The organism is Collinsella sp. An307 (genome assembly GCF_002161805.1).
In the GTDB taxonomy this organism is placed as follows: Bacteria; Actinomycetota; Coriobacteriia; order Coriobacteriales; family Coriobacteriaceae; genus Coprousia.
Genome location: NZ_NFIP01000003.1, coordinates 93701 through 115941 on the forward strand (window position 1 = coordinate 93701; position 22241 = coordinate 115941).

The following is a 22241-nucleotide window of genomic DNA, read 5'->3' on the forward strand; positions in this document are numbered from 1 at the left end:
TAGGTAAAATAGGGTTTGAAAAGATGCAATTCACCAGGTTGGATGGTGTTCGATGCTGAGAAGAAAAATAACCACGTTCCTTGAGCAGTGGCGCGCAAACAAGCACCAGGAATGCTTACTCATCAAAGGCGCTCGTCAGGTGGGTAAGTCATATGCGGTGGAGCGCTTTGGCGAGCGCGCGTACCAACACTTCATCAAAATTGACTTCATCCTCGAGCCGGGGCTGCGCGAAGTGTTTGAAGGCTCTATCGACGCGGATTCCATCTTCCGCCGGATATCTCTGATAAAAGAGGACGCTCGTTTCGTGCCTGGTGAGACATTGCTGTTTTTAGACGAGATTCAAGAGTGTCCCCTCGCACGAACAGCGTTGAAGTATCTCGCCTTGGATGACCGGATCGATGTCATAGCTTCGGGCTCGCTTTTGGGAATCGAGTTCAAGGAAGAGCAGACGTCGATTCCCGTGGGCTATGAGCGCCAGGTCGAGATGCATCCGCTCGATTTCGAGGAGTTTCTCTGGGCGCGTGGGTACGATGCCCAAACCCTTGATGGCCTGAGGGAATATGCCGTCGATCTTGCACAGGTGCCGAATGTAGTCCACGAGCACATGATGGGGTTGCTGCGCGAGTACCTCGCCGTCGGCGGAATGCCTGACGTCGTCCAGCAGTTCGTCGACTCGCAGAGCTTCGCCGTCGCTCACGAGGTACAGCGTGCCATCCTCGCTTCTTATGAGGACGACATAGCGCGTTATGCGACTGCGTCGGAGCGCGTGAAGGCGCGGGCATGCTATCGCTCGCTACCTCGGCAGCTCGCCAAGGAAAACACCAAATTCCAGTATTCGGTGGTTGAGAAGCGCGCCTCGGCGCGAAAGTTCGAAGGCTCCGTCGATTGGCTTGAGGGGGCGCGCATGGTGCTGCGGTGCCGGGCGCTGAGCACGGCGGCTTTCCCGCTGAAGAGCTATGAGCAGAACGATAGGTTCCGGTTGTATGCCAACGACACGGGACTGCTCATGGGTATGCATGACTTCACCATGATGGCGCCGGTGGTCAACAACACACTGAAGGGGCCTATGAAAGGCGGCCTGTACGAGAATCTCGTCGCCTGCATGTTGTCCGCCCGCGATTACCCCCTGCGCTTTTGGCGAAACGACCGTGGTGACCGTGAGATTGAGTTTCTACTCGATGGTGCGGATACGACGGTGGTACCGATAGAGGTAAAGGCTGGACGGGGGAGCACGGTCTCGCTGAACGAATTTCTGGACCGCGACGACGTACACGTGGGTTACAAGTTTCTGGACGGTAACGTGGGGCGCGTGGGCAAGAAGGTCTCGCTTCCGCTGTATCTGCTGCCATTCGTGAACCTTTGCACACTGCCGCCCGCCATGACCGCTGAGGAGCGCCGCGCGGATTAGGCGGTCCCGAGCACTCCGTCTGATGTGCGGCGCGCACCATTTGTGGTGCCTCTCCTTGTTCGTTCTCGCGCCGATGGGTATTGCTGCGGCCGGCATCGCTGCAATAGCGGCATCTCGCAAGAGGTAGCTTCGCCCACATGGTCTTTCAGGAGGGTCGGGACATCGTGCCCGGCCCTTCTTGTTTGTGCTCGCCCTGTACGGGGGCAAAGCGAAGTGCTACGATGACGCTGCTGTTTCAGGGCGGGGTGGAATTCCCCACTGGCGGTGAATCGGTCAGACGGCCGGGCGCGGCGGCGCGTGTGCGCTGTGGCGTGCGGGGCAAGATGCCTTCCGTCTGGGTGTGCGGCAAAGGTGTCACATGCAATGCCGATGAGCCCGCGAACCCGTCAGGCATTGGGTTGCCTGCGGGCCGATCCGGTGAGATCCCGGGGCCAACGGTTAGAGTCCGGATGGAAGAGGCAGGTGACTCATATGGCTGAACAGTCTTCGCACATCCATTTTGAGAATACGAATCGGTGGAGCACCAAGCAGTTGGTGACCATGGCGCTCATGTGCGCGGTGGCCGCCATCCTCATGTTCGTGCAGATACCGCTCATCCCGGCGGCGCCGTTTCTGACTTACGACCCCTCGCTCGTACCGGCGATGATCTCGGGCTTTATCTACGGTCCGGGCTCGGGCGTGGCGGTGGGTGTGGCCGCGGTTGCCATCCACGCGCTCACCACGGGCGACTGGGTCGGCGCACTCATGAACGTCGTGGCAACGATCTTCTTTGTCTTGCCAGCGGCGCTTGTGGCCGGCCGTGTCCAGTCGCTTCCCGGTCGCGTGGCGGGCCTGGTCCTCGGCGTTATCTTGGCAACAGCTGCCTCGATTGTGTCCAACCTCACTATCGGCGTGTGGTTCTGGTACGGATCGGCCGATGCTATCCTTCCGCTTATGGTTCCTGCGGTGATTCCGTTTAACCTTGCAAAGACCACGCTCAACGCGGTGCTCTCGCTTGCGGTTTTCTCCGCCGTGTCGGCAATCACGGGCGAGCGTCGCTAGCAGCTATGATTCGCTGCGAGAACATCGTCTACTCCTATGATGGGAAGACGCGGGCGCTCGACGGGGTCAATCTTACGATTGCAGATGGCGAGTTTCTTTGCGTGCTCGGCGGCAACGGCTCGGGTAAGTCCACGCTCGCAAAGCACCTGAACGCGCTTATCGTTCCCGACGAGGGGCGCGTGACCGTTGAGGGATTCGACACGGCAGACCCCGAGTACGTCTACGACATTCGCTCCCGTGTAGGACTTGTGTTCCAAAATCCCGATGACCAGCTCGTTGCCACGCTGGTCGCAGACGACGTTGCCTTCGGTCCGGAGAATCTGGGTGTAGCGCCGCAGGATATCGAGGCGGGTGTTGCCCGTGCGCTCGACGCGGTGGGCCTGGGCGGCTTCGAGCGGCGCGAGACCCATGCGCTCTCCGGCGGGCAGAAGCAGCGTGTCGCTATCGCGGGCGTCCTTGCTATGAAACCGCATGTCATCGTGCTCGATGAGGCAACCGCTATGCTCGACCCCCGTGGCCGGCGCGGCCTCATGCGCGCAGCGCGCGCCTTGCATGAGCAGGGCATGACCGTTGTCATGATTACGCACTTTATGGAAGAGGCGGCCGACGCCGATCGTGTGGTGGTCCTTGACCAGGGCAAGATCGCGCTTGAGGGAACGCCTGCCGAGGTGCTGACGCACGCAGATGAACTCTCCCGCTTGGAGCTCGATGTGCCCCCTTCTTGCGCACTCGCGGTGGCGCTTGCGCGCGGCGGGATTGCGGTCGAGCCTCGGGTTGACGAGGATGCCATGGTCGTCGAGATTGCGCGTGCCTTTACCGGTGCCGCCGCCCAAGCAGAGGCGCCCGCGCGTTCCGTTGCGGGGGATCCGGCTGGCCCTGCTGCGGCGGACTCGGCAGGTCCTGCTGCGGCGGCGTCCGCGGGCGAGGTATGCCTTGCGCTCAAGGGTGTGAGCTACAGCTACGAGACGTCCTCGCGCGAGCGCGCTCGCCGGTCGCGCCGACGCGCGAACGCGCGGCGTGCGGCGTGGGGGAGCGACCCCAATGAGGTCTGGGCCTTGCGCGATGTTGACCTCGCGGTGCACCAGGGCGAGTTCCTCGGCATCGCGGGTCACACCGGTTCGGGCAAGTCGACTCTCATCCAGCATCTGAACGGACTCATCCATCCCACGGAAGGCACGGTCGAGCTCTTTGGTGCGGACCTTGCCGGCCGCCGCGCCGCAGCCGTAGCAAAAGGGCGCGCGGGAATCGTCTTTCAGTACCCTGAGCAGCAGCTCTTTGCGCGTACGGTTTTTGAGGACGTTGCCTTTGGTCCGCGTAACCTCGGCATGTCCGAGGCTGAGGTTGCCGAGCGTGTGCGCGAGGCGCTCGATTCGGTAGGCCTTGCGTTTGACGAGGTGGCAGAAAAGAGCCCCTTCGCCCTCTCCGGCGGGCAACAGCGCCGCTGCGCGTTTGCCGGCGTCATCGCCATGCGCCCCGACGTTCTTGTGCTCGACGAGCCTGCCGCCGGACTCGATCCTGCTGCTCGGCGCGAGTTCCTCGGCCTCATCGCCCGCCTAAATGAGCAGGGCCTCACCGTGGTCATGGTCTCCCACGGCATGGACGACCTCGCTTCGCTGGCAGATCGCATCGTCGTCTTGAACGAGGGCCGGGTGGCGCTCGAGGGGGTGCCGCGCACGGTCTTTGCGCGCGCGGAGGAGCTCGAGCGCATCGGGCTCGGCCTCCCCGCCGCAGAGCGCATGGCGCGGCGTCTGCGCGAGGCGGGTGTGCCGGTAGGCGAGGACGTCTTTCTCACGGTGGACGAGCTCGCCGGCGCTCTCAGCGCCCTCAAGGGGATGAGGTCGTAATGGGTGCCTTCTCCTTTGGCAGCTACTATCCTGGCGACGGGGTGCTCTACCGGCTCGATCCTCGCGTGAAGCTGCTGGGCGGCATCGCGTTTCTCATCATTACGCTTCTGGCGCGCACCTTTGCGGCGCTCGTGCCTCCGGCGCTGTTTGTCGTGGCACTCTATCTGCTTGCCCGCGTACCCGCCGGCCGCGCCGTTCGCTCGGTGGCGCCGCTCCTCGGCATCGTTGTGGTCGTGGGCATCCTCAACCTGTTCACCGACCACAGCGGTGCCATCCTCGTCCAGCTCGGACCCCTTGCCGTCAGCGAGGGGAGCCTCTCTTCCTTTGCCTTCATCTCAGTACGCATGGTCATCATGATGTGCGCGATGAGCCTTGTGACCATGACCACGCAAACGCTCGACCTTACCCATGCGGTGGAGCGCCTGCTTGCGCCGCTTGCGCGCTTTGGCGTGCCGGCGCACGAGATTGGCATGATGCTAGGGCTAGCCCTGCGCTTCATGCCGCAGTTTGCATCGGAGTTCACGCAAACCTACCGTGCGCAGGTAAGCCGCGGTGCGCGCCTTGCGGGCGGGCCTTTGGGAGGCGTGCGCATGCTCTCCTCGGTCTCCATACCGCTGTTTGCCAGCATCTTCCGTCACGCGGAGACGCTCTCCGCTGCCATGGATGCACGCTGCTACCACGGCGAGCAGGGCCGCACGCGCATGCATCCCCTGCGTTTTGCCGCGTGTGACGCCGGCGCCGCGGCGTGTCTGGTCGCGCTTGCCGTCGCGGTGATGGCGGTGAGTGCGCTCACATCCCTGTAGGTGCGAATTTGGGCCGGTATGCTCGAAATGAAAGGAAGTTCCATGCTTGAGAACAAGTCGAACAACTCCGGTATCGACGGCGCCTGTGCGCCCGATGCCCCCTCGACCTCTCCCCAAGGGCTCGAGCTTGTGCTCACCTACCTCACCTCCATTCCGGCTTGGTACCTTGCGACGAGCGTCGACAACCAGCCTCATGTGCGCCCGTTCTCGTTCGCGGCGCTCGAGGACGGCAAGCTCTGGTTTTGCACCGCCACCACCAAAGACGTGTGGGAGGAGCTCTGCCAGAACCCGCTTCTTGAGGCGACGGCGTGGTGGCCTGGCCACGGCTGGCTTATCCTCCGCGGTCGCGCTGGCCTTGCAGGCCAGCCAAGCACGACGGTGCGCGAGGCTGGTTGGCGCCACCTTGAGGGTCTGGGCGAGCATTACGACGGTGCGGACGATCCTGTGCTCGCGTTCTTTAGTGCAGAAGAGCCCGAGGCGTGGATTTGCAACCACGACGCGTGGCAGCCGGTTGAACTGTAAGGGGCAGGAGGCACCTATGGACGAGATCGAACGCTATTTGACCTCTATTCCCGCTTGGTATCTGGCAACCATTGACGAGGCGGACCCCACGCAACCGCGCGTGCGACCGTTCTCGTTTGCCATGGTCGACGACGGGAAACTCTGGTTTTGCACCTCGCGCGACAAGGACGTGTGGCGCGAGCTCGAGGCGCATCCCAAGTTTGAGCTTTCCGGCTGGAAGCCGGGAGCGTACTGGATTGTGGTCACGGGCGAGGCCGATCTGGCGGACGATGCGAACGTGAGCGAGCGCGTGCGCGAGGAGGGCTTCCGCCATATGCTCGGCATCGGTGAACATCACGATTCGGCGCGCGACGGGCGCCTAGCGTTCTTTAGCGTGCGCCACGGCCATGCCCGCTTCTGCGACATCGACGGCAGCGAACGCGTCGTAGAGCTGTAGCCAGGGGCACTTATCTGATACTTAGGGTGCTGCCGATTCTGTTAGCCTTCGCAGGGCCTCGGGGGTTGCCCCGTGAAACATTTCGCAGCCGCAAAGCGGCGAGGACGTTTCACGGGGCAACCCCCGAGGCCCCTGTTGCCGCTACAAAACCCGGATGTCCTTCGGATAGCTGTTCAGCACCTCGCAGCCGTCCTCGGTCACAATGACGAGGTCCTCGATGCGCACGCCAATGTCGCCCGGCAGGTAGATGCCCGGTTCGATGGAAAAACACATGCCCGGCTGCACGGGCTCGTCGTGCGTGGCGGATACATCGCCCGGCTCGTGGTCCTGCAGGCCGATCTGGTGCCCCAGGCGGTGGTTGAAGGCAGGGCCCCAGCCGGCGTCCTCAATGATGCGGCGTGCGGTGAGATCGATCTCTGCAAACGTGACGCCTGGGCGCACGATGGCCTCGGCCGCCTCATTAGCGCGGCGCACCGCATCGTAGACGGCGCGCTGGTGGGCGGTCGGCTCGGCGGTAAAGAACGTGCGGGTCATGTCCGAGCAGTACCAGTCCTGCTTGCAGCCCACGTCAAAGAGCACCATGTCGCCCGCGGCAAGGACGGTCTCATCCGGCTCGTGGTGCGGATCGGCGGCGTTGGCGCCAAAGCTCACGATGGGGGAGAAGGAGTGGTCGCTCGCGCCCAGCCGGCGGTACTCGCCAAGGAGGCCTTCCGCGATGGATTGCTCGGTCACACCGGGTCGCACCTGCTCGACAAGCCATGCCATGGCTTTGTCGTTCGTTGCGGAGGCAGCTCGCATGAGCTCGCGCTCGCGCGCATCCTTAATCGAGCGCGCATCGTCCACAGCGTCGGAGGCAACTACAAAGCCGCTCGTCGCGCCCGCCTGTATAAGCGGCACGAGCCAGCGCGCCGCAAGCTCCTTGTCCACGCCGAGGGGCTGGTCGCTCGCACACACGCTGGCGACGAGCGGCACGGGGTTATCGGTGTCCGAGAAGCTCACCACCTGCGCCCCGGTTGCGCTCGCGTCGGGGAAGAGGCGATTCACAAAGATGGTGGGCGTGCCCTCAAGCGGCACGTACAGCGCAAAGAAACGCTCGTAGGGCTCGGTGTAGTACCCGCAAAGCCACCAGATGGAGAGCGGGTCGGTCAGAAGAAGCTGACCAAGTCCGCGCGTCCTCAGGTTCTTCCGTACGCGGGCAAGTCTATCTTCGTTCATGGGCGTCTCCTATCTGTGGTGGCGTGCTCGTGTTGGCTGCACAGTGTAGCACCCGCATCCCGCTGTAATGTGGCGTCCGTACCTATCTGGAAATGTGCCTGACACACAGGATATGGAGCTTGCACAGAGTGTTTAAGAGGCAGTTTTTGCCTACTGTTTTCTTACATGGGGCTATTACAATATCGAGCTGTCTGGCAGTTGGGAAACCAGGGGAGGATTCGATGCTCGACGAGCATGGCGCGGTAACCTTTTTCGACGTTGACGGGACGCTTGTTTGGAGCGATGACGACCCTACGGCGTATGAGGATGAGGCGGCCGCGTTTGCGGATTACTTTGCAAACGAGCGTCCGAGCGAGGGCGTGGCGGATGCCTTTGCACGCATGAGCGAGCGAGGCCACGCCACCTTCATTTGCACCGGTAGACCCTACTACATGATCACGCCGGGTCTGCGCGCGCTCAACCCCACGGGCGTCATCTGCGGCGCGGGTTCGTACGTGCGTGTGGGAGACACCGTCGTGCACGAGGAGCATATTCCCGCCGATGCGGTCATGGAGACGGCGCGCCTGTTCTTTGAGGCGGGCATCGACGTCGATGTCGAGAGCAACGAGCGGCTCGTCGGCCTGTATCCCACGGGCGGTGTCTGCCCGTACCCGGGCAGCCTGACTGTGCGCAGCCTCGATGAGTTTGCCGCTGAGGCGCCTAAGCTCAACGTCAACAAGTTCAGCACGCGCAGCGTTCCCGCCGAGCGCATCGCGCGCATCATGCCCTACCTCACCGAGCACTTCACCGTGAGCGACATGCAGTTTGGCGTGTACGAGGTCGCTCTCAAGGGTCTGGATAAAGGTGCTGCCATCGGGATCGTGCTCGACTATCTGGGGCACGACCGCGCGCAGACCTTCGCCTTCGGTGACTCCGAGAACGACCTGCCCATGGCGGGCGCGGTGGAGACCTTTGTGGCGATGGGCAACGCCCTGCCGCGCGTGAAGGACACTGCCGATTACGTGACCGATCATGTGCGCGACGACGGCATTGTGTCCGCGCTTGTGCACTTTGGGCTTATTTAGGGGGCAGCGTGGACGAGAACGTGGTCCAGGGCACGACAACCCCGGCGCGTGCCGTGACGTTTTTTGATGTGGACGGCACGCTTATGTGGCGCGATGAGGCGCCCGGCGATATCGCCTCGATGACCGAGGCAGAAGTCCACGAAAAGATGGGCACCGAGCGTCCCACGCAAGCGGTCTACCGCGCCATCGCGCGGCTGCGCTCGCAGGGGCACGCGGTCTTTATCTGCACGGGCCGCCCCTACTTCCTCATCAACGAGCCTTTGCACGAGCTTGCCCCCGACGGCTTCATCTGCCAGGCGGGAGCGTATGCCTGTGTGGGCGATACCGTCATCCGCGACCTGCGCATCCCACGTGATACCGCGCTCGAGGCGGCGGCGTATCTCTGGCGGGAGGGGATCGATGTGACGCTCGAGAGCAACGAGGGCGATGTGGCGCTCTACGCGAGCGACGGCGCTTGCTTCTTCCCCGGCGCGATCACGGTCCGCACCCCTGACGAGCTCGTGCGCGCATCGGAGGGCTACCGCTTTTCAAAGATCGCCACAAGTGAGCTTTCGCCCGAGCTGCTCGCCCGCATCCGCCCGTTTTTTGAGGGGCGCTTCAGAATCGACGACATGCAGTTCGATACGTACGAGTTCTCGCCCATCGATATCGACAAGGGCCGTGCCATCACCGACGTGCTCAATCACCTCGGCCACGGCCGCGCGCGCACCTTTGCTTTCGGCGACTCGGAAAACGATCTTTCCATGGCGCGCGCGGTGGAGACCTTCGTCGCTATGGGCAACGCCCTGCCGGGCGTGAAGGCGGCGGCTGATTACGTGACCGACGACGTGCGCGACGACGGTGTTGTATCGGCGCTTGCGCACTTCGGACTGATTTAGGGAGACCAGATGACCGCTCAGGCGACTCAGACCGCGCAGACATCCGACTTTGGTGCGGCGGCGTTTTTTGACGTGGACGGCACGCTCGTATGGCGCGACTTCCAACGGATGAAGAAACGCACCGGCGAGTCGGTCAACGCCGCAACTGAGATCAAGCCCTCTGCGGGCGTTGCCGATGCGTTTCGCCGCATGCGTGAGCGCAGCAACGCCACCTTCATCTGCACGGGCCGTCCCATGCCCTTTGTGATGCCCTCGCTTCTGGCGCTCGAGCCCACGGGCATCGTGGCCGCTGCCGGCGCATTTGTGAGCGTGGGCGATACCGTGGTGCGCAACGTCTATCTGCCGCGCGACCTGGTGGAGGAGACCGCCGCCCGTTTTGCGGAGGCGCGCCTCGACGCCACCTTTGAGAGCGACACACGCTCCGTCGAGCTTCACCCAACAGGTGCGCCGGTGCGCTTTGCTGGGTCACTCGCCGCGCGCGATGCGCAAGAGCTGGGAGCCTACCTCGACGGCAGCACCGCCATGCCTGCCGTGCGCATCCAAAAGATCTGCACCAACGGTGTTGCCTTCGAGGCGCTCGAGCCGGTCTTGCCGTTCATGCGGGAGCACTATACCGTCTGCGACCTGCAGGGCGGCTGCTTTGAGTTTTCCCTCAAGGGCGTCGACAAGGGTTCGGGCATCGCGGCGGCGCTCGACTTCATCGGGCACGGCCGCGCGCAGACCTTTGCCTTCGGCGACTCGGAGAACGACCTCTCCATGGCGGGCGCGGTGGAGACCTTCGTTGCCATGGGCAACGCTTTGCCGAGTGTGAAGGCCGCGGCGGACTACGTGACCCTTTCCGCGGCAGACGACGGCGTGCCCGCGGGGCTCGCCCACTTTGGCCTCATCTAGCACGCGTCTCTTGCGCTTGTGGGGCCCGGCGTGGCGCGGCGTCGCTCGGTTTGCCGTGACCGTGTCGGACTTGTTGCGAAACGGTGACACACATCTGCGGTCTGTCAATCCGTATGGCATCGTGCTATTCTTTCACTCAACTCAATAGTTGGCCTATTGTTATGCAAAATAACGCATGAATTGACCAATAAAATGCAAAAGGAGATGAGTGAGATGACGTATCGCGTGGGAGTCGTCGGAGCTGCGGGCTATGCGGGGATCGAGCTCATCCGACTGCTTATCGCTCATCCCGAGTTCGAGCTTGCCGTCATCACCTCCAACGCCGATGCGGGCACGCCGCTCGCCGCGGCTTACCCCGCCTTCACCGGCGTGAGCGACCTGGCGTTCACCACGCATGACGATCCGGCACTTGCAACCTGCGATGTCGTCTTTCTGGCCGTCCCGCACACGGCGGCCTTGGCGCAGGCCCCCGGCCTTTTGGCGCAGGGCGTGACGGTTATCGACCTTTCGGCCGATTACCGCCTCGACGATCCGGCGGTCTTTGAGCAGTGGTACGCCGCCGCCCACACCTCGCCGGAGCTTCTCGTCACGCGCGCCTTTGGCCTGCCGGAGCTGTTTGCCGAGAGGCTCGCGCGCGCGGCGGAGGGCCACGCCAAGGGCGAGGCCCAGCTCGTGGCCTGCGCGGGGTGCTACCCCACGGCAACCTCCCTTGCCGCCGCCCCGGCGCTGAGGATGGGGCTCGTCGACGCTGTCGCGCCGATTGTGGTCGATGCTATCTCGGGCGTGACCGGGGCCGGCAAAACGCCCGGCGCGCGCACGCACTTTTGCCATGCGGACGAGAACCTCGAGGCCTACAACGTCTGCCGTCACCGCCATACGCCCGAGATCGAGCAGATTCTCGCTGCTCCGGGGCGCGTTGTCTTCACGCCCCATCTGGCGCCGTTGCGCCGCGGCCTACTCTCCACGGTGACGATGGTTCTTGCCAAGGACGTTGCGGCAGATCTTACCGCGGCGAACATCGTCGAGCGCTACCGCGCGTTTTACGCGGGACGACCGTTTGTGCAGGTGCTCGACGCGGGCGCCTGCCCGCAGACCGCTTCGGTTGTGGGGTCCAACGTGTGCCAGATCGGCCTTGCGCTCGATGCGCGCACGGGCGTGCTCGTTGCCATGGGCGCGATAGATAATCTCTGCAAGGGCGCCGCCGGCCAGGCCGTGCAGTGTGCCAACATCGTATGTGGCCTTGCCGAGAGCGCGGGCCTGCCCACGAGCGCCCTGCCGGTGTAGGGCAAAGGAGGGACCAGATGGATCTCGAGGCTTTCGACCTGCGCTTGCGCGGTATTCCCAACGGTGGCGTTACGAGTGCGCGCGGCTTTTCCGCCGCCGGCGTCCATGCGGGCTTTCGCAAGAACCCCGAGCGGCTCGATTTTGCCCTCGTTGCAGCCGATGAGCCGGTTGCAGCCGCAGGCGTCTTCACGCAGAACCGCTTCTGCGCGGCCCCGGTTACGGTGAGCCGCGCGAACCTCGGCGGTGTGGGGTACGGCTACGCGCGCGCTCTCGCGGTGAACTCCGGCAACGCCAACGCGGCGACCGGACCCGAGGGGCTCAAGACCGCGCGCGCGACCTGCGAGATCGTTTCTCAGGTGCTCGCCTGCGAGCCCGAGGAGGTGCTCGTGGCCTCCACGGGCGTCATCGGGCAGCTCCTTTCGCTCGACCCCTTTGAGCGGGGCGTTCCCGCCGCGGCGGATGCGCTCGCGGCCGCGGGCGGGGCGGATGCCGCGCGCGCCATCATGACGACCGACACGCACCCCAAGGAGTACGCTGTCACCTTTGTCTCTGCCGATCCCGCATGGGAGGGCGTCACCTTTACGGTGGGCGGTATGTGCAAGGGCTCGGGCATGATCATGCCCAACATGGCGACCATGATTGCCTGCATCACCACCGATGCGCCCGTGGCGCCAAAGCACTTGCATGAGCTCCTGTCCGACGCGGTGAACAAGAGCTTCAACCGCGTCACGGTCGACTCCGACACTTCTACCAACGATACCTGCGTCGCCTTTGCCTCGGGTGCCGCCGCCCCGGAGGGTGCGGACGTGATCGATCCGGCGTCCCTTGCTGCCGAGGAACTCGGCCGCGCGCTTCAGGTGGTCTGCGAGACGCTCGCGCGCGCCATTGCCGCCGATGGCGAGGGGGCTTCGCGTCTTGTGACGGTAAACGTGACGGGTGCGGCGGATGACGCCGAGGCCGACCTCGCCGCCCGCACCGTGGCAAACTCGCCGCTCGTCAAGTGCGCCATCGCCGGGCGCGACTGCAACTGGGGGCGCGTTGCCGCGGCGCTCGGTAAAAGCGGCGCTCACTTCTCGCAAGAAAAAGTCGCCATCGACATCATGGGCATCCCCGTCTGCCGGGAGGGCCTCACCGTCCCGTTTGATGAGGACGAGGCGCTCCGCCGCTTCGAGGCGCCCGAGATCGTCATCACGGCGGACCTCGGCGCCGGCGCGGGCTCGGCGACGGTTTGGACCTGCGACCTCACCCACGATTACGTGACCATTAACGGCGACTACCGCACATAGGCGCAAGGAGGCTCCATGGACAGCACAACCGCTCTGCCAGGCCATCCCTTCCAACCGACGGGAGAGTTCTATATGAAGTACGCGCGCGATCGCCGCTCATCCATCTCAAACGAACAGACCGCTAAGCTCCTCTTTGAGGCGCTTCCCTGGATCAAGAACCTCACCGGCAAGACCATCGTCATCAAATACGGCGGTGCCGCCATGGTTGACGAGCAGCTGCGTGCCGACGTTATGGGCGACATCCTGCTCCTTAAGATCATCGGCGCCAACATCGTGATCGTGCACGGCGGCGGGGCGGATATCAACGAGGCCCTCAGCCACTACGACCTGCCCGTCGAGTTTAAGGGCGGGCAGCGCGTGACCACGCCCGAGGTGATGGAGATCGTGCGCGAGGTACTCGTGGGCAAGGTGAACCAAGAGCTCGTTGCCGCGCTCAACCGCCACGGCAGCGTTGCCGTGGGCGTAGCGGGCACCGATGCGGGCACCATCATCGCCGAGACGCTCGACCCCGACCTCGGCCGTGTGGGCAAAATTGTGCGCGTCAATGCAGACTACCTCACAAGCGTTATGGCGAGCGAGTACATCCCCGTGGTCGCAACGGTCGCGCAGGGGGAGGACGGCGGCTTCTACAACATCAATGCCGACGTGGCGGCGGGTGCCATCGCCGCCGCGGTCCATGCGCACAAGGCGATCTTTTTGACCGACGTGGACGGTCTGTACGAGGACTTCTCCGACAAGGACTCCCTCATCTCCAACCTCACGCTCGAGGAGTGCGAGGCCATGCTTGCGGGCGGCACCCTTGCCAAAGGCATGATCCCCAAGCTGCAGTCATGCGTTGAGGCGCTCAAGGGCGGCGTCTTCCGCGCGCATATCATCAACGGCACGACGCCGCACGCGCTTCTGCTGGAGCTCCTTACCGACGCGGGCGTGGGTACGGTGATTCACTCGACGCAGGAGGCGTACGAGTTCGACCAGCATCCGCACCCCCTCGGCACGTTTGCGTCGCGCCTGGCAGAAAACATCGACGCGTCCGCCGGCGGCGTTCAGTAACGGTTCTCATCCCACAAGGAGCCCAACCATGGCATTCGAGCAGCAAAAAGCACTTGACGACACGTATATCATGCACACCTACGGGCGCCTGCCGGTGGAGTTTGTGGCGGGGTCGGGCATGACGCTTACCGATGACGTGGGCAAGACCTACCTCGACTTTCTCGCTGGCATTGGCGTGTGCTCGCTCGGTCACGCCCATCCGGCGGTCACGCGCGCCATCGCGAGTCAGGCGGAGAAGCTGACGTCGATCTCCAACTACTTCTATACCGAACACCGCGGCGAAGTCGCAGCGTTGCTCTCCAAGCTCGCTAACAACGACATCGAAGGCGCTCGCGCGCTTGTTGAGGCGCTCGACGCGGGGGACGCCGCGCACTTCACCGCGGCAGCCACGCCGGCGCCGGGCGAGCAGGTGTGGAAAACGTTTTTTGCCAATTCCGGCGCGGAGGCCAACGAGGGCTCCATGAAGCTCGCACGTCTTTACGCGCGGCGCCAGGGCAACGGCGGCAACACCATCGTTTGCCTCAAGGGCGGGTTCCACGGACGCACGCTCGAGACCATCGCAGCCACGATGCAGGACTGGCTCCAGGAGAGTTTCACGCCGCTGCCGGGCGGCTTTGTGGCCTGCGCGCCCAACGACATCGACGAGCTCACCGCCATCTTTGAGAAGTACGGCAAAGAGATTTGCGCGTTTATGTTCGAGCCCATTCAGGGCGAGAGCGGCGTGCATCCGCTGACCGCGGAGTTTGCCCGCAAGGCCGAGGAGCTGGTGCACCAGGTGGGCGGCCTTACCATCTCCGACGAGGTCCAGGCGGGCGTCTTCCGTTGCGGCGTGCCGTTTGCCGCCCAGTTGCTTGGCATCACGCCGGACATCATGAGCCTCGCTAAGGGCATCGCCGGCGGCATGACCATGGGTGCCGTCGTGGCGCGCGCCGAGGTGGCCGGCGTGCTACATCCGGGCGACCACGGCTCGACATTCGGCGGAAGCGCGCTTGCCGTCGCTGCTGCCGAGGCAACGCTCGCCGAGCTCGTGCGGGGCGATTTTGCTGCGCATGTTGTTGAAGTTGGTGCCTACCTGGCCGATCGCTTGGCAGAGCTCCCGCAGGTGGTAGACGTGCGTGGTGCGGGTCTCATGCGCGGATGCGACCTCGTGGAGGAGGCGGGGGACGCCCATGACGTGGTCGCGCGCCTCCTCGAGGAGGGCGTTGTTGCAAACGCCACCGGCGCGCACACGCTGAGGTTCCTGCCGCCGCTCATCTGCGAGAAGGAGCACGTGGACGCCCTCATCGAGGCGCTCGCGCGCGTGCTGGGGTAGGGTAGCGCGCCATTTCCCCTTTGGCGCACTCGCTGAGACCGCTCCAGACGCCAAAACCGTGTTTACCAGCTCTCCCGGACTGTGGGCAGCTGGTAAACACGGTTTTGGCAAAATGGCCTCCTTGCAAAACCAAGTTTGTCAGCGCAAAGAGCTGCGTTCGCAGCGCTCGCTGCTGTGGATGCAGTTGCGACGTCGCCACTATTGGATCAGAGCCGGTTGCGGACGGAGAAAGACGGAGCCAGCGGGCTCCTCGAGGGAGGGCAGAACGACCTCGAGGGAGGGCAGAACGAAAAAGGGCGCCGAGGTGATCCCCGGCGCCCTTGACACATCACTGGAGCCAGCAATCGGACTCGAACCGATGACCCCCGCTTTACGAGAGCGGTGCTCTACCAACTGAGCTATGCTGGCACCTGTTAGAGCATATGCGCTCCAACGGATGACTATATTACGTGGAAACGTTCTTGCACGCAAGATGCAATGAGCAAAAACCGAGTTATGGGCGTTTTGTCCCTGCGTAGGTAAACGCTTCTAAACCATGTTGCCCTCTGTTTTTAGCAAAGCGCTTGGGAACGATGCTTGTTCGGACAGCTTTACGCACCCAGAAATACAAGCGAGCGGGCGAGCGGGCGACCCTGCTGACGGGAAGAATGTTCCAGCTCGCACCGCAAAACCATGCTGACGAAGCGTCAGCGAAGGCAATACCAGTGGTCTAACAGTTGGGGTTGTTACAACCAGTTGAACAGCGGATAAACAGTTTGTCCTTAAGTGGTATCTTTTTGAAGTACCAAATTACCTGCGGAAACGCAATTTACCGTTCACGGGTAAAACCATACCGCTCGTCTGTCTCTTCACATTTCTTCGACATTTGTACCGAAAGCGTGTATGATGGCTATCAACGGGTCGGGCCGTATGCTCTCTCGTTGAGCCGCTCGACCGAAGCCGCAGGCAAGGAGGACCATGCACACGTTTGAGATCCGTGAACGCTTTTTGCTCGATGGAAAGCCGTTCACGATTCTGTCCGGTGCGATCCACTACTTCCGCGTCCATCCATCTGATTGGCACCATTCCCTTTACAACCTGAAGGCCATGGGTTTCAACACGGTTGAGACCTATGTCCCTTGGAACCTCCATGAGGCAAAGCCCGGCGAGTTCGACTTCACCGGCGCCCTTGACCTTGCGCGCTTCCTCGACGAGGCTGCCGAGCTGGGTCTTTGGGCCATCGTGCGCCCGTCGCCGTTCATCTGCGCCGAGTGGGAGTGGGGCGGCCTGCCTGCCTGGCTTCTCGCCGACCGCGACATGCGTCCGCGTTCGCGCGACCCTCGTTTCCTCGAGCGCGTCGCCGCGTACTACGACGAGCTCATGCCCCATCTCGTTGACCGCCAGATCACGCACGGCGGCAACATCATCATGATGCAGGTCGAGAACGAGTATGGTTCCTATGGCGAGGACAAGGAGTACCTCCGCGCCATTCGCGACCTCATGCTCGACCGCGGCGTGGATGTGCCGCTTTGCACCTCCGACGGCCCGTGGCGCGGCTGCCTGCGCGCCGGCACGCTCATCGACGATGATGTCTTTGTGACCGGTAACTTTGGTTCCCGCGCGGGCGAGAACTTTGCCCAGCTCAAGGCCTTCCATGAGGAGCACGGCAAGAACTGGCCCCTTATGTGCATGGAGTTCTGGGACGGCTGGTTCAACCGTTGGGGCGAGAACGTCATCCGCCGTGACGCGCAGGATCTGGCGGACTCCGTGCGCGAGCTCCTTGAGCTCGACGGAAGCCTCAGCCTCTACATGTTCCATGGTGGCACGAACTTTGGCTTCATGAACGGCTGCTCCGCGCGCCACACCCATGACTTGCACCAGGTCACGAGTTACGACTACGATGCGCCGCTCGACGAGGAGGGCAACCCCACCGAGAAGTGGTACAAGCTCCGTGACGTCGTGCGCGATCTCTTCCCCGACGCCTGGACGGCAGAGCCTCTCGTGAAGAAGGCTTGCGCCATCCCCGCCGAGGACATCACCTTCACCGGCCGCTGCGGCCTGTTCGAGAACCTCGACAATCTCTCCGAGCCCCAGCGCTCGCTCTACCCCCGCACGATGGAGGACATGGGCCAGAGCTACGGTTATACCCTCTATCGCACCGAGATTGAGCGCGACGTTGCCGAGGGCGCCGACGAGCGTATCCGCGTCATTGACGGCCGTGACCGCGCGCAGGTCTTTGTCGAGGGCGAGCTCGTTGCCACGCAGTACCAGGAGCACATTGGCGAGGACATCCGCTGCCCGCTTCCCGCGACGCACAACCGCCTCGACATCCTCATGGAGAACATGGGCCGCGTGAATTACGGCCACAAGTTCCTGGCAGACACGCAGCGCAAGGGCATTCGCACGGGCGTCTGCGTTGACTTGCACTTCATCCTCAACTGGGAGGCCTACACGCTTCCGCTCGAGGATATTTCCAAGCTGGATTACTCCGCCGGCTGGCGCGAGGGCACGCCCTCGTTCACCCGTTTTGAGTTCACGCTCGACGAGCCGGCCGATACCTTTATCGACACCACGGGCTTTGGCAAAGGTGTCGCGTTTGTCAACGGCACGAACGTCGGTCGTTATTGGGAGATCGGTCCCATCGCGACCCTCTATGTGCCGCACGGGCTTACGCGTGCCGGCGTCAACGAGCTCGTTTTGTTCGAGACCGAGGGGCACGTGCACGACGCCATCTCCCTGCGCGCCGAACCCCTCATCCACACACTCGAGACCGAAGGAGTTGAGTGACATGATCGTAGGTGCACGAGTTGACTTCCGCCTCATCCATGGCCAGGTGGGCAACCTCTGGGCTAACGCTCGTCAGGTGAGCCGCTTTATGGTCGTCGACGATCAGATCGCCGAGGATGCCACCCAGAAGCAGGTTCTGCGCATGGCTACGCCCGCTACCTGCAAGCTTTCCGTCCTTCCCGTTGAGAAGGCCGCTGCCAACATCCTTGCTGGCAAGTACGACGCTCAGCGTCTGTTCATCGTCGTCAAGAAGCCCGAGACCTATCTCAAGCTCGCCAAGGCCGGCGTCAAGTTTGATCAGATCATCCTCGGCAACATCACGTCGATGGATATCGTCAAGAGCTACAGCCGCAACATCAACTGTGGCCAGGACGACGTCGACGCGCTGACCGAGCTTCAGAGCATGGGCGTTCCGATGGTTATCCAGCTTACCCCGCAGGACAACCCGCAGGACTTCAAGCTCTAAGTCATTTCATTTGGTGCTGAGCCGTGAGGGGAGATGCACGGCTTGACATAGCGTAAGAACTGTACGTTTACGTTCGAGATTGGAAGAAGGAGGAAAACCATGATTGCTTGGTGGCAAATTCTTTTGCTCACCCTCTATGCAGGCTTCCAGATCATGGACGAGCTCCACTGGTACTCCAGTGCTGGCTCCGCCGTGTTCTCCGGTTTCATCACCGGCCTGGTAATGGGCGATATGGCAACTGGTCTCTTCATCGGTGGTAGCATGCAGCTCACCATCCTGGGCGTCGGCACCTTTGGTGGCGCGTCCCGCATCGACGCTAACTCCGGTACCCTCATCGCTACGGCCTTCGCCGTCAGCGCTGGCATGGACCCGGAGCAGGCGCTCGCCGCCCTCGGCGTGCCGGTGGCCGCGATCCTCGTCTACACCGATATCCTCGGTCGTATGGCCAACACCTTCTGGGGTCACGCCTGCGATGCCGATATCGAGAAGATGAACTGGAACGCCTACAACGTCCACTACCTCATGGGCGCCGTTTCCTGGATGCTCAGCCGCATGGTCCCCGTGTTCCTGGCTCTGGCATTCGGTCAGCCGCTGGTCGAGGCCATCACCACCGCCCTCAACGGCGATCTTGCTTGGCTCGGCACCGGCCTCACGGTTGCCGGTGGCATGCTCCCCGCTGTGGGCTTCGCCATCCTGCTTCGTTACCTGCCCGTTAAGAAGCACGTTGCCTACCTGATCCTCGGCTTCGTGATCGCTGCCCTCCTCGGCACCGCCTTCACGAGCATCGCTGGCATCAGCGGCGATGTCGCCACCGTTGCCGGCGCTGCTGGTGCTGAGATCGCTGGCGGCGACTACAACTCGCTGTCCATGCTGACGATCGCCCTCATCGGCTTCGCGCTCGCCTACATCTACTATCAGCAGCATCAGGCCGCTCCCGTTGCCGCCGTCGCTGCTGGTGCGGAGGGAGATGACGACGATGAGCTCTAATACCACTGGCTACAAGCTCACTAAGGCTGACTTCCAGCAGATTAACCGTCGTAACCTTCTCGGCTTCCAGGCCGGTTGGAACTACGAGCGTATGCAGCACTCCGGTTACCTCTGGATCATCCTGCCCCAGCTCCGTAAAATCTACGGGGACAACACCGAGGCCCTGAAGACCGCTGCCCGCACCCAGTGCGCTCCGTTCTTCAACACCTCGAACTTCCTGAACACCATCATCACGGGTATCGACCTCGCCCTCGAGGAGACCGACGGTCTCGACAGCCTCGAGACGGTCGCCTCGCTGAAGACCGGCCTCATGGGCCCGCTCGCCTCCATCGGCGACTCCATCTTCGGCTCCCTGCTCCCGACCATCTTCGGCGCTCTTGCCGCTAACATGGCCATGCAGGGCAACCCGCTCGGCATCTTCATCTGGATTGCCGTCAACATCGTGGTCGACTGGTTCCGCTGCAAGCAGACCTACATCGCCTACGATCAGGGCATGAAGCTCGTCACCACGATGAGCGACCAGCTCAACGCCATCACCGACGCTGCCACCGTCATGGGTGTCTTCATGGTCGGTGCGCTGGTCTCCACCAACGTCGGCATCGTCATCTCCGCCCCGATCGATCTGGGTGGCGTGACCGTCGACCTGCAGCACATCGCCAACGTCATCTGCCCCAAGCTCGTGCCTGCGGCGCTCGTTGGCTTCGTGTACTGGCTGCTCGGCAAGAAGGGCATGACCTCGACCAAGGCGATCTTCATCGTCCTGATCCTCGGCATCGTGCTCGGCGCTCTCGGCTGGGTTGCCAAGGGCTAAGACTATCTTGTCGCCTGTGCGGCGCTCCGCGCCTGTCGCTTGGGGCGCCGCACCCCGTTGCAAAACGGAAAGGAGCGGGCGCGCATCTCACGGTTGGAACGTTTTGTTCCTTCCCATTCTCCCGAGGTGCGCGCCCGCTCTTTCGCAAGAAGGGGACGTTTTCAAACGACTCCGTAAGAAAGGTTTGAAGTGAGACCCGAAGTCATTGCCTTCATAGTGTTCCTCATCGTCTATTTCATAGGCACTGAGGGCGCCAAGCGTTACTACAGTGCGCGTATCCAGGCGTTTCTGGCGACGGGGCTCTACGACGAGGCGCTCGACGAGCTTAACAAGTTCCTCCCGCGCATTCTGCTCACCACTTTCACGCAGCACCAGTACCGCTTCCTTGCCCATGAGGGGCGCGGCGAGCGTGAGCTTGCCGAGCGCATGCTCGAACTTCTGGTGCGTATGCGCAATTCCGCCAAGCGTCAGGCGCAGGTCGACGCGATGGCTTTCAACTACTACACCCGCGCCGGCAACAAGAAGCGCGCTAAGGAGCTTCTTGCCGACCTCAAGCAGGTCAAAGGTGCGGACCGTGCTCTTATCGCCGACTGCCAGCTGACCTACGAGATCGTCTTTGGGCATCGGCACGACATGATCGACAAGATGGAGTCGATGCTTCCCGGTGCAGACGAGGCACTCACCGGCAAGCTGTATTTCCTGCTGGCAAAGCAGTATGCCAACGCCGGCAACAAGGAGCGCGCACGCAGTTATCGTGCTCGTTTTGACGAGCTGATGGAGGCACAGCGCCCCGCCTCGCCCTCGCAGAGCTAACGCGCCCACTTCGTGGCACCGCCGCGACCTTAGGTTGGATAACCCCGGGAGTTCAGTTCCCGCAGATATAGGCATATGCCCCAGGCAAGTTGGGGTGTGTATAAAGGAGGTACCTCTTATGATTGGATTCATCCTTACGGGCCACGGTCACTTCTCGAACGGCCTCAAGAGCGCCATCGACATGGTCGCAGGCGAGCAGCCCGCTTTTGAGATCGTCCCCTTCGAGGGCGATAAGGCTGGCGAGTACGGTGACACCCTGCGCGCCGCGATCACCAAGATGCGCTCTGAGTGCGACGGCGTCCTCGTGTTCGTGGACCTGCTCGGCGGCACGCCCTTTAACCAGTCCATGCTCGTCTCTGCCGACGTTGACAACATGGCCGTCGTTGCCGGCACCAACTTACCGATGCTCATCGAGCTCATCATGACCCGCTCCGACTCCTCCGAGCTCGGCGAGCTCGTCGAGAAGGCGGTCCAGGTGGGTAAGGACGGCGTTATCACCATGGCGCTGCCCACCGCTGGCGCGGACGATGACGACGAAGACGACGAGATGTAAGAACTGACACCTCGTGAGGGAGCGCCGCAAGCGCCCCACCGTGCGTGCCCGATCATTCGGGAGAGAGCTATGGCCATGCGAGCCAAGCGGCAGCCGCTCTACGACCAGCTCGTGGACATTCTGTCGGAGAAAATCGAATACGAGTACCGGCCAGGCGACCTCATGCCCTCCGAGCGTGAGCTTTCCGAGCGCTACGGGCTTTCGCGCACCACGGTGCGCCTGGCCTTGCAGGAGCTCGAGCGTCTGGGTCTCGTTGTACGCCAGCACGGGCGCGGGACGTTTGTTGCGGACCGCTCCGCCCGCACGACAAACCTCTTGCAGGCCTATAGCTTTACCGACCAGATGATCGAGATGGGCCGCGTGCCCGAGACGACGATTCTCGAGTTCAGCGAGCACGAGGCCGATGCCAAGATGGCCGAGTGCATGCAGATTCGCCCGGGCGACCGCATCTTCAAGCTCAAGCGCCTGCGTTCTGCCGACGGCATGCCCATGATGGTCGAGCGCTCGTACCTCCCGGTGCGAAAGTTCCTCTCCCTTAAGCGTCCACTCCTCGAGCGCAAGCCCCTCTACGACATTATTGAGAAGGACTTCCACGAAGAGATCAGCGTGGCGGAGGAGGAGTTCTACGCAAGCATCGCTCGTCCCGCCGACGCGCGTCTGCTTGGCATCGGCGAGAACGCTCCTGTGCTCGATCTGGTGCGCACCACCTATAACGTCAGCAACGAGGTCGTCGAGTACACGCTCTCTGTGGCGCGCGGCGACCAGTTCAAATACAAGGTCTATCACCACCGCAGAGATTAGCCAGAAAGGA

At 62.9% G+C, this 22241-nt stretch carries 21 protein-coding genes and 1 tRNA gene; 20 read left to right on the forward strand and 2 right to left on the reverse strand.

What is annotated here, in order from left to right; all coding sequences use genetic code 11:
- Positions 1–52 precede the first annotated feature (52 nt).
- From B5F89_RS03540 to B5F89_RS03565, 6 genes are all read left to right on the forward strand, one after another.
- Positions 53–1408 (forward strand): ATP-binding protein, encoded by a 1356-nt coding sequence (locus B5F89_RS03540; protein ID WP_087430426.1) that lies wholly within the window; start codon positions 53–55, stop codon positions 1406–1408.
- A 471-nt stretch (positions 1409–1879) separates the two neighbouring features.
- Positions 1880–2449 carry an ECF transporter S component gene (locus B5F89_RS03545; protein WP_087430427.1) on the forward strand — a complete coding sequence of 190 codons (570 nt, stop codon included), beginning with the start codon at positions 1880–1882 and terminating at the stop codon, positions 2447–2449.
- A 5-nt stretch (positions 2450–2454) separates the two neighbouring features.
- Complete coding sequence (locus B5F89_RS03550) at positions 2455–4293, forward strand: energy-coupling factor transporter ATPase (protein ID WP_087430428.1); 1839 nt, start codon at positions 2455–2457, stop codon at positions 4291–4293.
- Entirely contained in the window at positions 4293–5096 is an 804-nt protein-coding gene (locus B5F89_RS03555; protein WP_087430429.1) for an energy-coupling factor transporter transmembrane component T, read from the forward strand. Before B5F89_RS03550 ends, B5F89_RS03555 begins: the two co-directional genes overlap by 1 nt.
- A gap of 42 nt (positions 5097–5138) precedes the next feature.
- Positions 5139–5618: a pyridoxamine 5'-phosphate oxidase family protein gene (locus tag B5F89_RS03560; RefSeq protein WP_087430430.1), complete on the forward strand. Its 480-nt coding sequence runs from the start codon at positions 5139–5141 to the stop codon at positions 5616–5618.
- Positions 5619–5634: 16 nt separating this feature from the next.
- Positions 5635–6054: a pyridoxamine 5'-phosphate oxidase family protein gene (locus B5F89_RS03565; RefSeq protein WP_087430431.1), complete on the forward strand. Its 420-nt coding sequence runs from the start codon at positions 5635–5637 to the stop codon at positions 6052–6054.
- Positions 6055–6195: 141 nt separating this feature from the next.
- Here B5F89_RS03565 and B5F89_RS03570 read toward each other — a convergent pair whose 3' ends face one another.
- Entirely contained in the window at positions 6196–7269 is a 1074-nt protein-coding gene (locus tag B5F89_RS03570) for a Xaa-Pro peptidase family protein (protein ID WP_087430432.1), read from the reverse strand.
- A gap of 221 nt (positions 7270–7490) precedes the next feature.
- Here B5F89_RS03570 and B5F89_RS03575 point away from each other — a divergent pair, with 221 nt between their 5' ends.
- The 7 genes from B5F89_RS03575 to B5F89_RS03605 all read left to right on the forward strand — a co-directional run bounded on the left by B5F89_RS03575 (position 7491) and on the right by B5F89_RS03605 (position 15034).
- Entirely contained in the window at positions 7491–8333 is an 843-nt protein-coding gene (locus tag B5F89_RS03575; protein ID WP_158098413.1) for an HAD hydrolase family protein, read from the forward strand.
- Positions 8334–8341: 8 nt separating this feature from the next.
- Positions 8342–9211: an HAD hydrolase family protein gene (locus tag B5F89_RS03580; protein ID WP_087430434.1), complete on the forward strand. Its 870-nt coding sequence runs from the start codon at positions 8342–8344 to the stop codon at positions 9209–9211.
- A gap of 9 nt (positions 9212–9220) precedes the next feature.
- Positions 9221–10102: an HAD-IIB family hydrolase gene (locus B5F89_RS03585; RefSeq protein WP_087430435.1), complete on the forward strand. Its 882-nt coding sequence runs from the start codon at positions 9221–9223 to the stop codon at positions 10100–10102.
- Positions 10103–10306: 204 nt separating this feature from the next.
- Positions 10307–11386 carry an N-acetyl-gamma-glutamyl-phosphate reductase gene (argC, locus tag B5F89_RS03590; protein WP_239286657.1) on the forward strand — a complete coding sequence of 360 codons (1080 nt, stop codon included), beginning with the start codon at positions 10307–10309 and terminating at the stop codon, positions 11384–11386.
- A 17-nt stretch (positions 11387–11403) separates the two neighbouring features.
- Positions 11404–12672, forward strand: a complete 1269-nt coding sequence (gene argJ / locus B5F89_RS03595) for a bifunctional glutamate N-acetyltransferase/amino-acid acetyltransferase ArgJ (RefSeq protein ID WP_087430437.1) — start codon at positions 11404–11406, stop codon at positions 12670–12672.
- Positions 12673–12687: 15 nt separating this feature from the next.
- Positions 12688–13722: an acetylglutamate kinase gene (gene argB / locus B5F89_RS03600; RefSeq protein WP_239286658.1), complete on the forward strand. Its 1035-nt coding sequence runs from the start codon at positions 12688–12690 to the stop codon at positions 13720–13722.
- Positions 13723–13750: 28 nt separating this feature from the next.
- The gene (locus B5F89_RS03605) at positions 13751–15034 is read left to right on the forward strand and encodes an aminotransferase class III-fold pyridoxal phosphate-dependent enzyme (RefSeq protein ID WP_087430439.1); all 1284 of its coding nucleotides are present in this window, start codon (positions 13751–13753) and stop codon (positions 15032–15034) included.
- Between the two features lie 332 nt (positions 15035–15366).
- Here the strand turns inward: B5F89_RS03605 and B5F89_RS03610 are convergent.
- Positions 15367–15442: transfer RNA gene (locus B5F89_RS03610), tRNA-Thr, on the reverse strand.
- A gap of 549 nt (positions 15443–15991) precedes the next feature.
- On the opposite strand from B5F89_RS03610, the gene B5F89_RS03615 reads away from it, so the two are divergent.
- From B5F89_RS03615 to B5F89_RS03645, 7 genes are all read left to right on the forward strand, one after another.
- Complete coding sequence (locus B5F89_RS03615; RefSeq protein ID WP_087430440.1) at positions 15992–17800, forward strand: beta-galactosidase family protein; 1809 nt, start codon at positions 15992–15994, stop codon at positions 17798–17800.
- 1 nt (position 17801) lies between these two features.
- A complete protein-coding gene (locus B5F89_RS03620; protein WP_087205434.1) occupies positions 17802–18266 on the forward strand; it encodes a PTS sugar transporter subunit IIB in 465 nt (154 codons plus the stop codon).
- A 99-nt stretch (positions 18267–18365) separates the two neighbouring features.
- Positions 18366–19253 (forward strand): PTS sugar transporter subunit IIC, encoded by an 888-nt coding sequence (locus B5F89_RS03625; protein ID WP_087205433.1) that lies wholly within the window; start codon positions 18366–18368, stop codon positions 19251–19253.
- On the forward strand, positions 19234–20064 hold the full coding sequence (locus tag B5F89_RS03630; RefSeq protein WP_087430441.1) for a PTS system mannose/fructose/sorbose family transporter subunit IID: 831 nt from the start codon (positions 19234–19236) through the stop codon (positions 20062–20064). Before B5F89_RS03625 ends, B5F89_RS03630 begins: the two co-directional genes overlap by 20 nt.
- Positions 20065–20253: 189 nt before the next feature.
- The gene (locus tag B5F89_RS03635) at positions 20254–20877 is read left to right on the forward strand and encodes a hypothetical protein (protein ID WP_087430442.1); all 624 of its coding nucleotides are present in this window, start codon (positions 20254–20256) and stop codon (positions 20875–20877) included.
- A 118-nt stretch (positions 20878–20995) separates the two neighbouring features.
- Entirely contained in the window at positions 20996–21430 is a 435-nt protein-coding gene (locus B5F89_RS03640) for a PTS sugar transporter subunit IIA (protein ID WP_087430443.1), read from the forward strand.
- 69 nt (positions 21431–21499) lie between these two features.
- Positions 21500–22231 carry a GntR family transcriptional regulator gene (locus B5F89_RS03645; RefSeq protein ID WP_087430444.1) on the forward strand — a complete coding sequence of 244 codons (732 nt, stop codon included), beginning with the start codon at positions 21500–21502 and terminating at the stop codon, positions 22229–22231.
- The last annotated feature ends 10 nt before the right edge of the window (positions 22232–22241 follow it).

Bases quoted from the DNA above. Each gene is read 5' to 3' on its own strand.
- argB (WP_239286658.1), top strand. From the start codon at position 12,688: ATGGACAGCACAACCGCTCTGCCAGGCCATCCCTTCCAACCGACGGGA.
- B5F89_RS03570 (WP_087430432.1), bottom strand. From the start codon at position 7,269: ATGAACGAAGATAGACTTGCCCGCGTACGGAAGAACCTGAGGACGCGC.
- B5F89_RS03555 (WP_087430429.1), top strand. From the start codon at position 4,293: ATGGGTGCCTTCTCCTTTGGCAGCTACTATCCTGGCGACGGGGTGCTC.
- argC (WP_239286657.1), top strand. From the start codon at position 10,307: ATGAGTGAGATGACGTATCGCGTGGGAGTCGTCGGAGCTGCGGGCTAT.
- B5F89_RS03545 (WP_087430427.1), top strand. From the start codon at position 1,880: ATGGCTGAACAGTCTTCGCACATCCATTTTGAGAATACGAATCGGTGG.
- B5F89_RS03645 (WP_087430444.1), top strand. From the start codon at position 21,500: ATGGCCATGCGAGCCAAGCGGCAGCCGCTCTACGACCAGCTCGTGGAC.
- argJ (WP_087430437.1), top strand. From the start codon at position 11,404: ATGGATCTCGAGGCTTTCGACCTGCGCTTGCGCGGTATTCCCAACGGT.
- B5F89_RS03605 (WP_087430439.1), top strand. From the start codon at position 13,751: ATGGCATTCGAGCAGCAAAAAGCACTTGACGACACGTATATCATGCAC.
- B5F89_RS03620 (WP_087205434.1), top strand. From the start codon at position 17,802: ATGATCGTAGGTGCACGAGTTGACTTCCGCCTCATCCATGGCCAGGTG.
- B5F89_RS03625 (WP_087205433.1), top strand. From the start codon at position 18,366: ATGATTGCTTGGTGGCAAATTCTTTTGCTCACCCTCTATGCAGGCTTC.
- B5F89_RS03585 (WP_087430435.1), top strand. From the start codon at position 9,221: ATGACCGCTCAGGCGACTCAGACCGCGCAGACATCCGACTTTGGTGCG.
- B5F89_RS03565 (WP_087430431.1), top strand. From the start codon at position 5,635: ATGGACGAGATCGAACGCTATTTGACCTCTATTCCCGCTTGGTATCTG.
- B5F89_RS03550 (WP_087430428.1), top strand. From the start codon at position 2,455: ATGATTCGCTGCGAGAACATCGTCTACTCCTATGATGGGAAGACGCGG.
- B5F89_RS03560 (WP_087430430.1), top strand. From the start codon at position 5,139: ATGCTTGAGAACAAGTCGAACAACTCCGGTATCGACGGCGCCTGTGCG.
- B5F89_RS03640 (WP_087430443.1), top strand. From the start codon at position 20,996: ATGATTGGATTCATCCTTACGGGCCACGGTCACTTCTCGAACGGCCTC.
- B5F89_RS03540 (WP_087430426.1), top strand. From the start codon at position 53: ATGCTGAGAAGAAAAATAACCACGTTCCTTGAGCAGTGGCGCGCAAAC.
- B5F89_RS03575 (WP_158098413.1), top strand. From the start codon at position 7,491: ATGCTCGACGAGCATGGCGCGGTAACCTTTTTCGACGTTGACGGGACG.
- B5F89_RS03615 (WP_087430440.1), top strand. From the start codon at position 15,992: ATGCACACGTTTGAGATCCGTGAACGCTTTTTGCTCGATGGAAAGCCG.
- B5F89_RS03630 (WP_087430441.1), top strand. From the start codon at position 19,234: ATGACGACGATGAGCTCTAATACCACTGGCTACAAGCTCACTAAGGCT.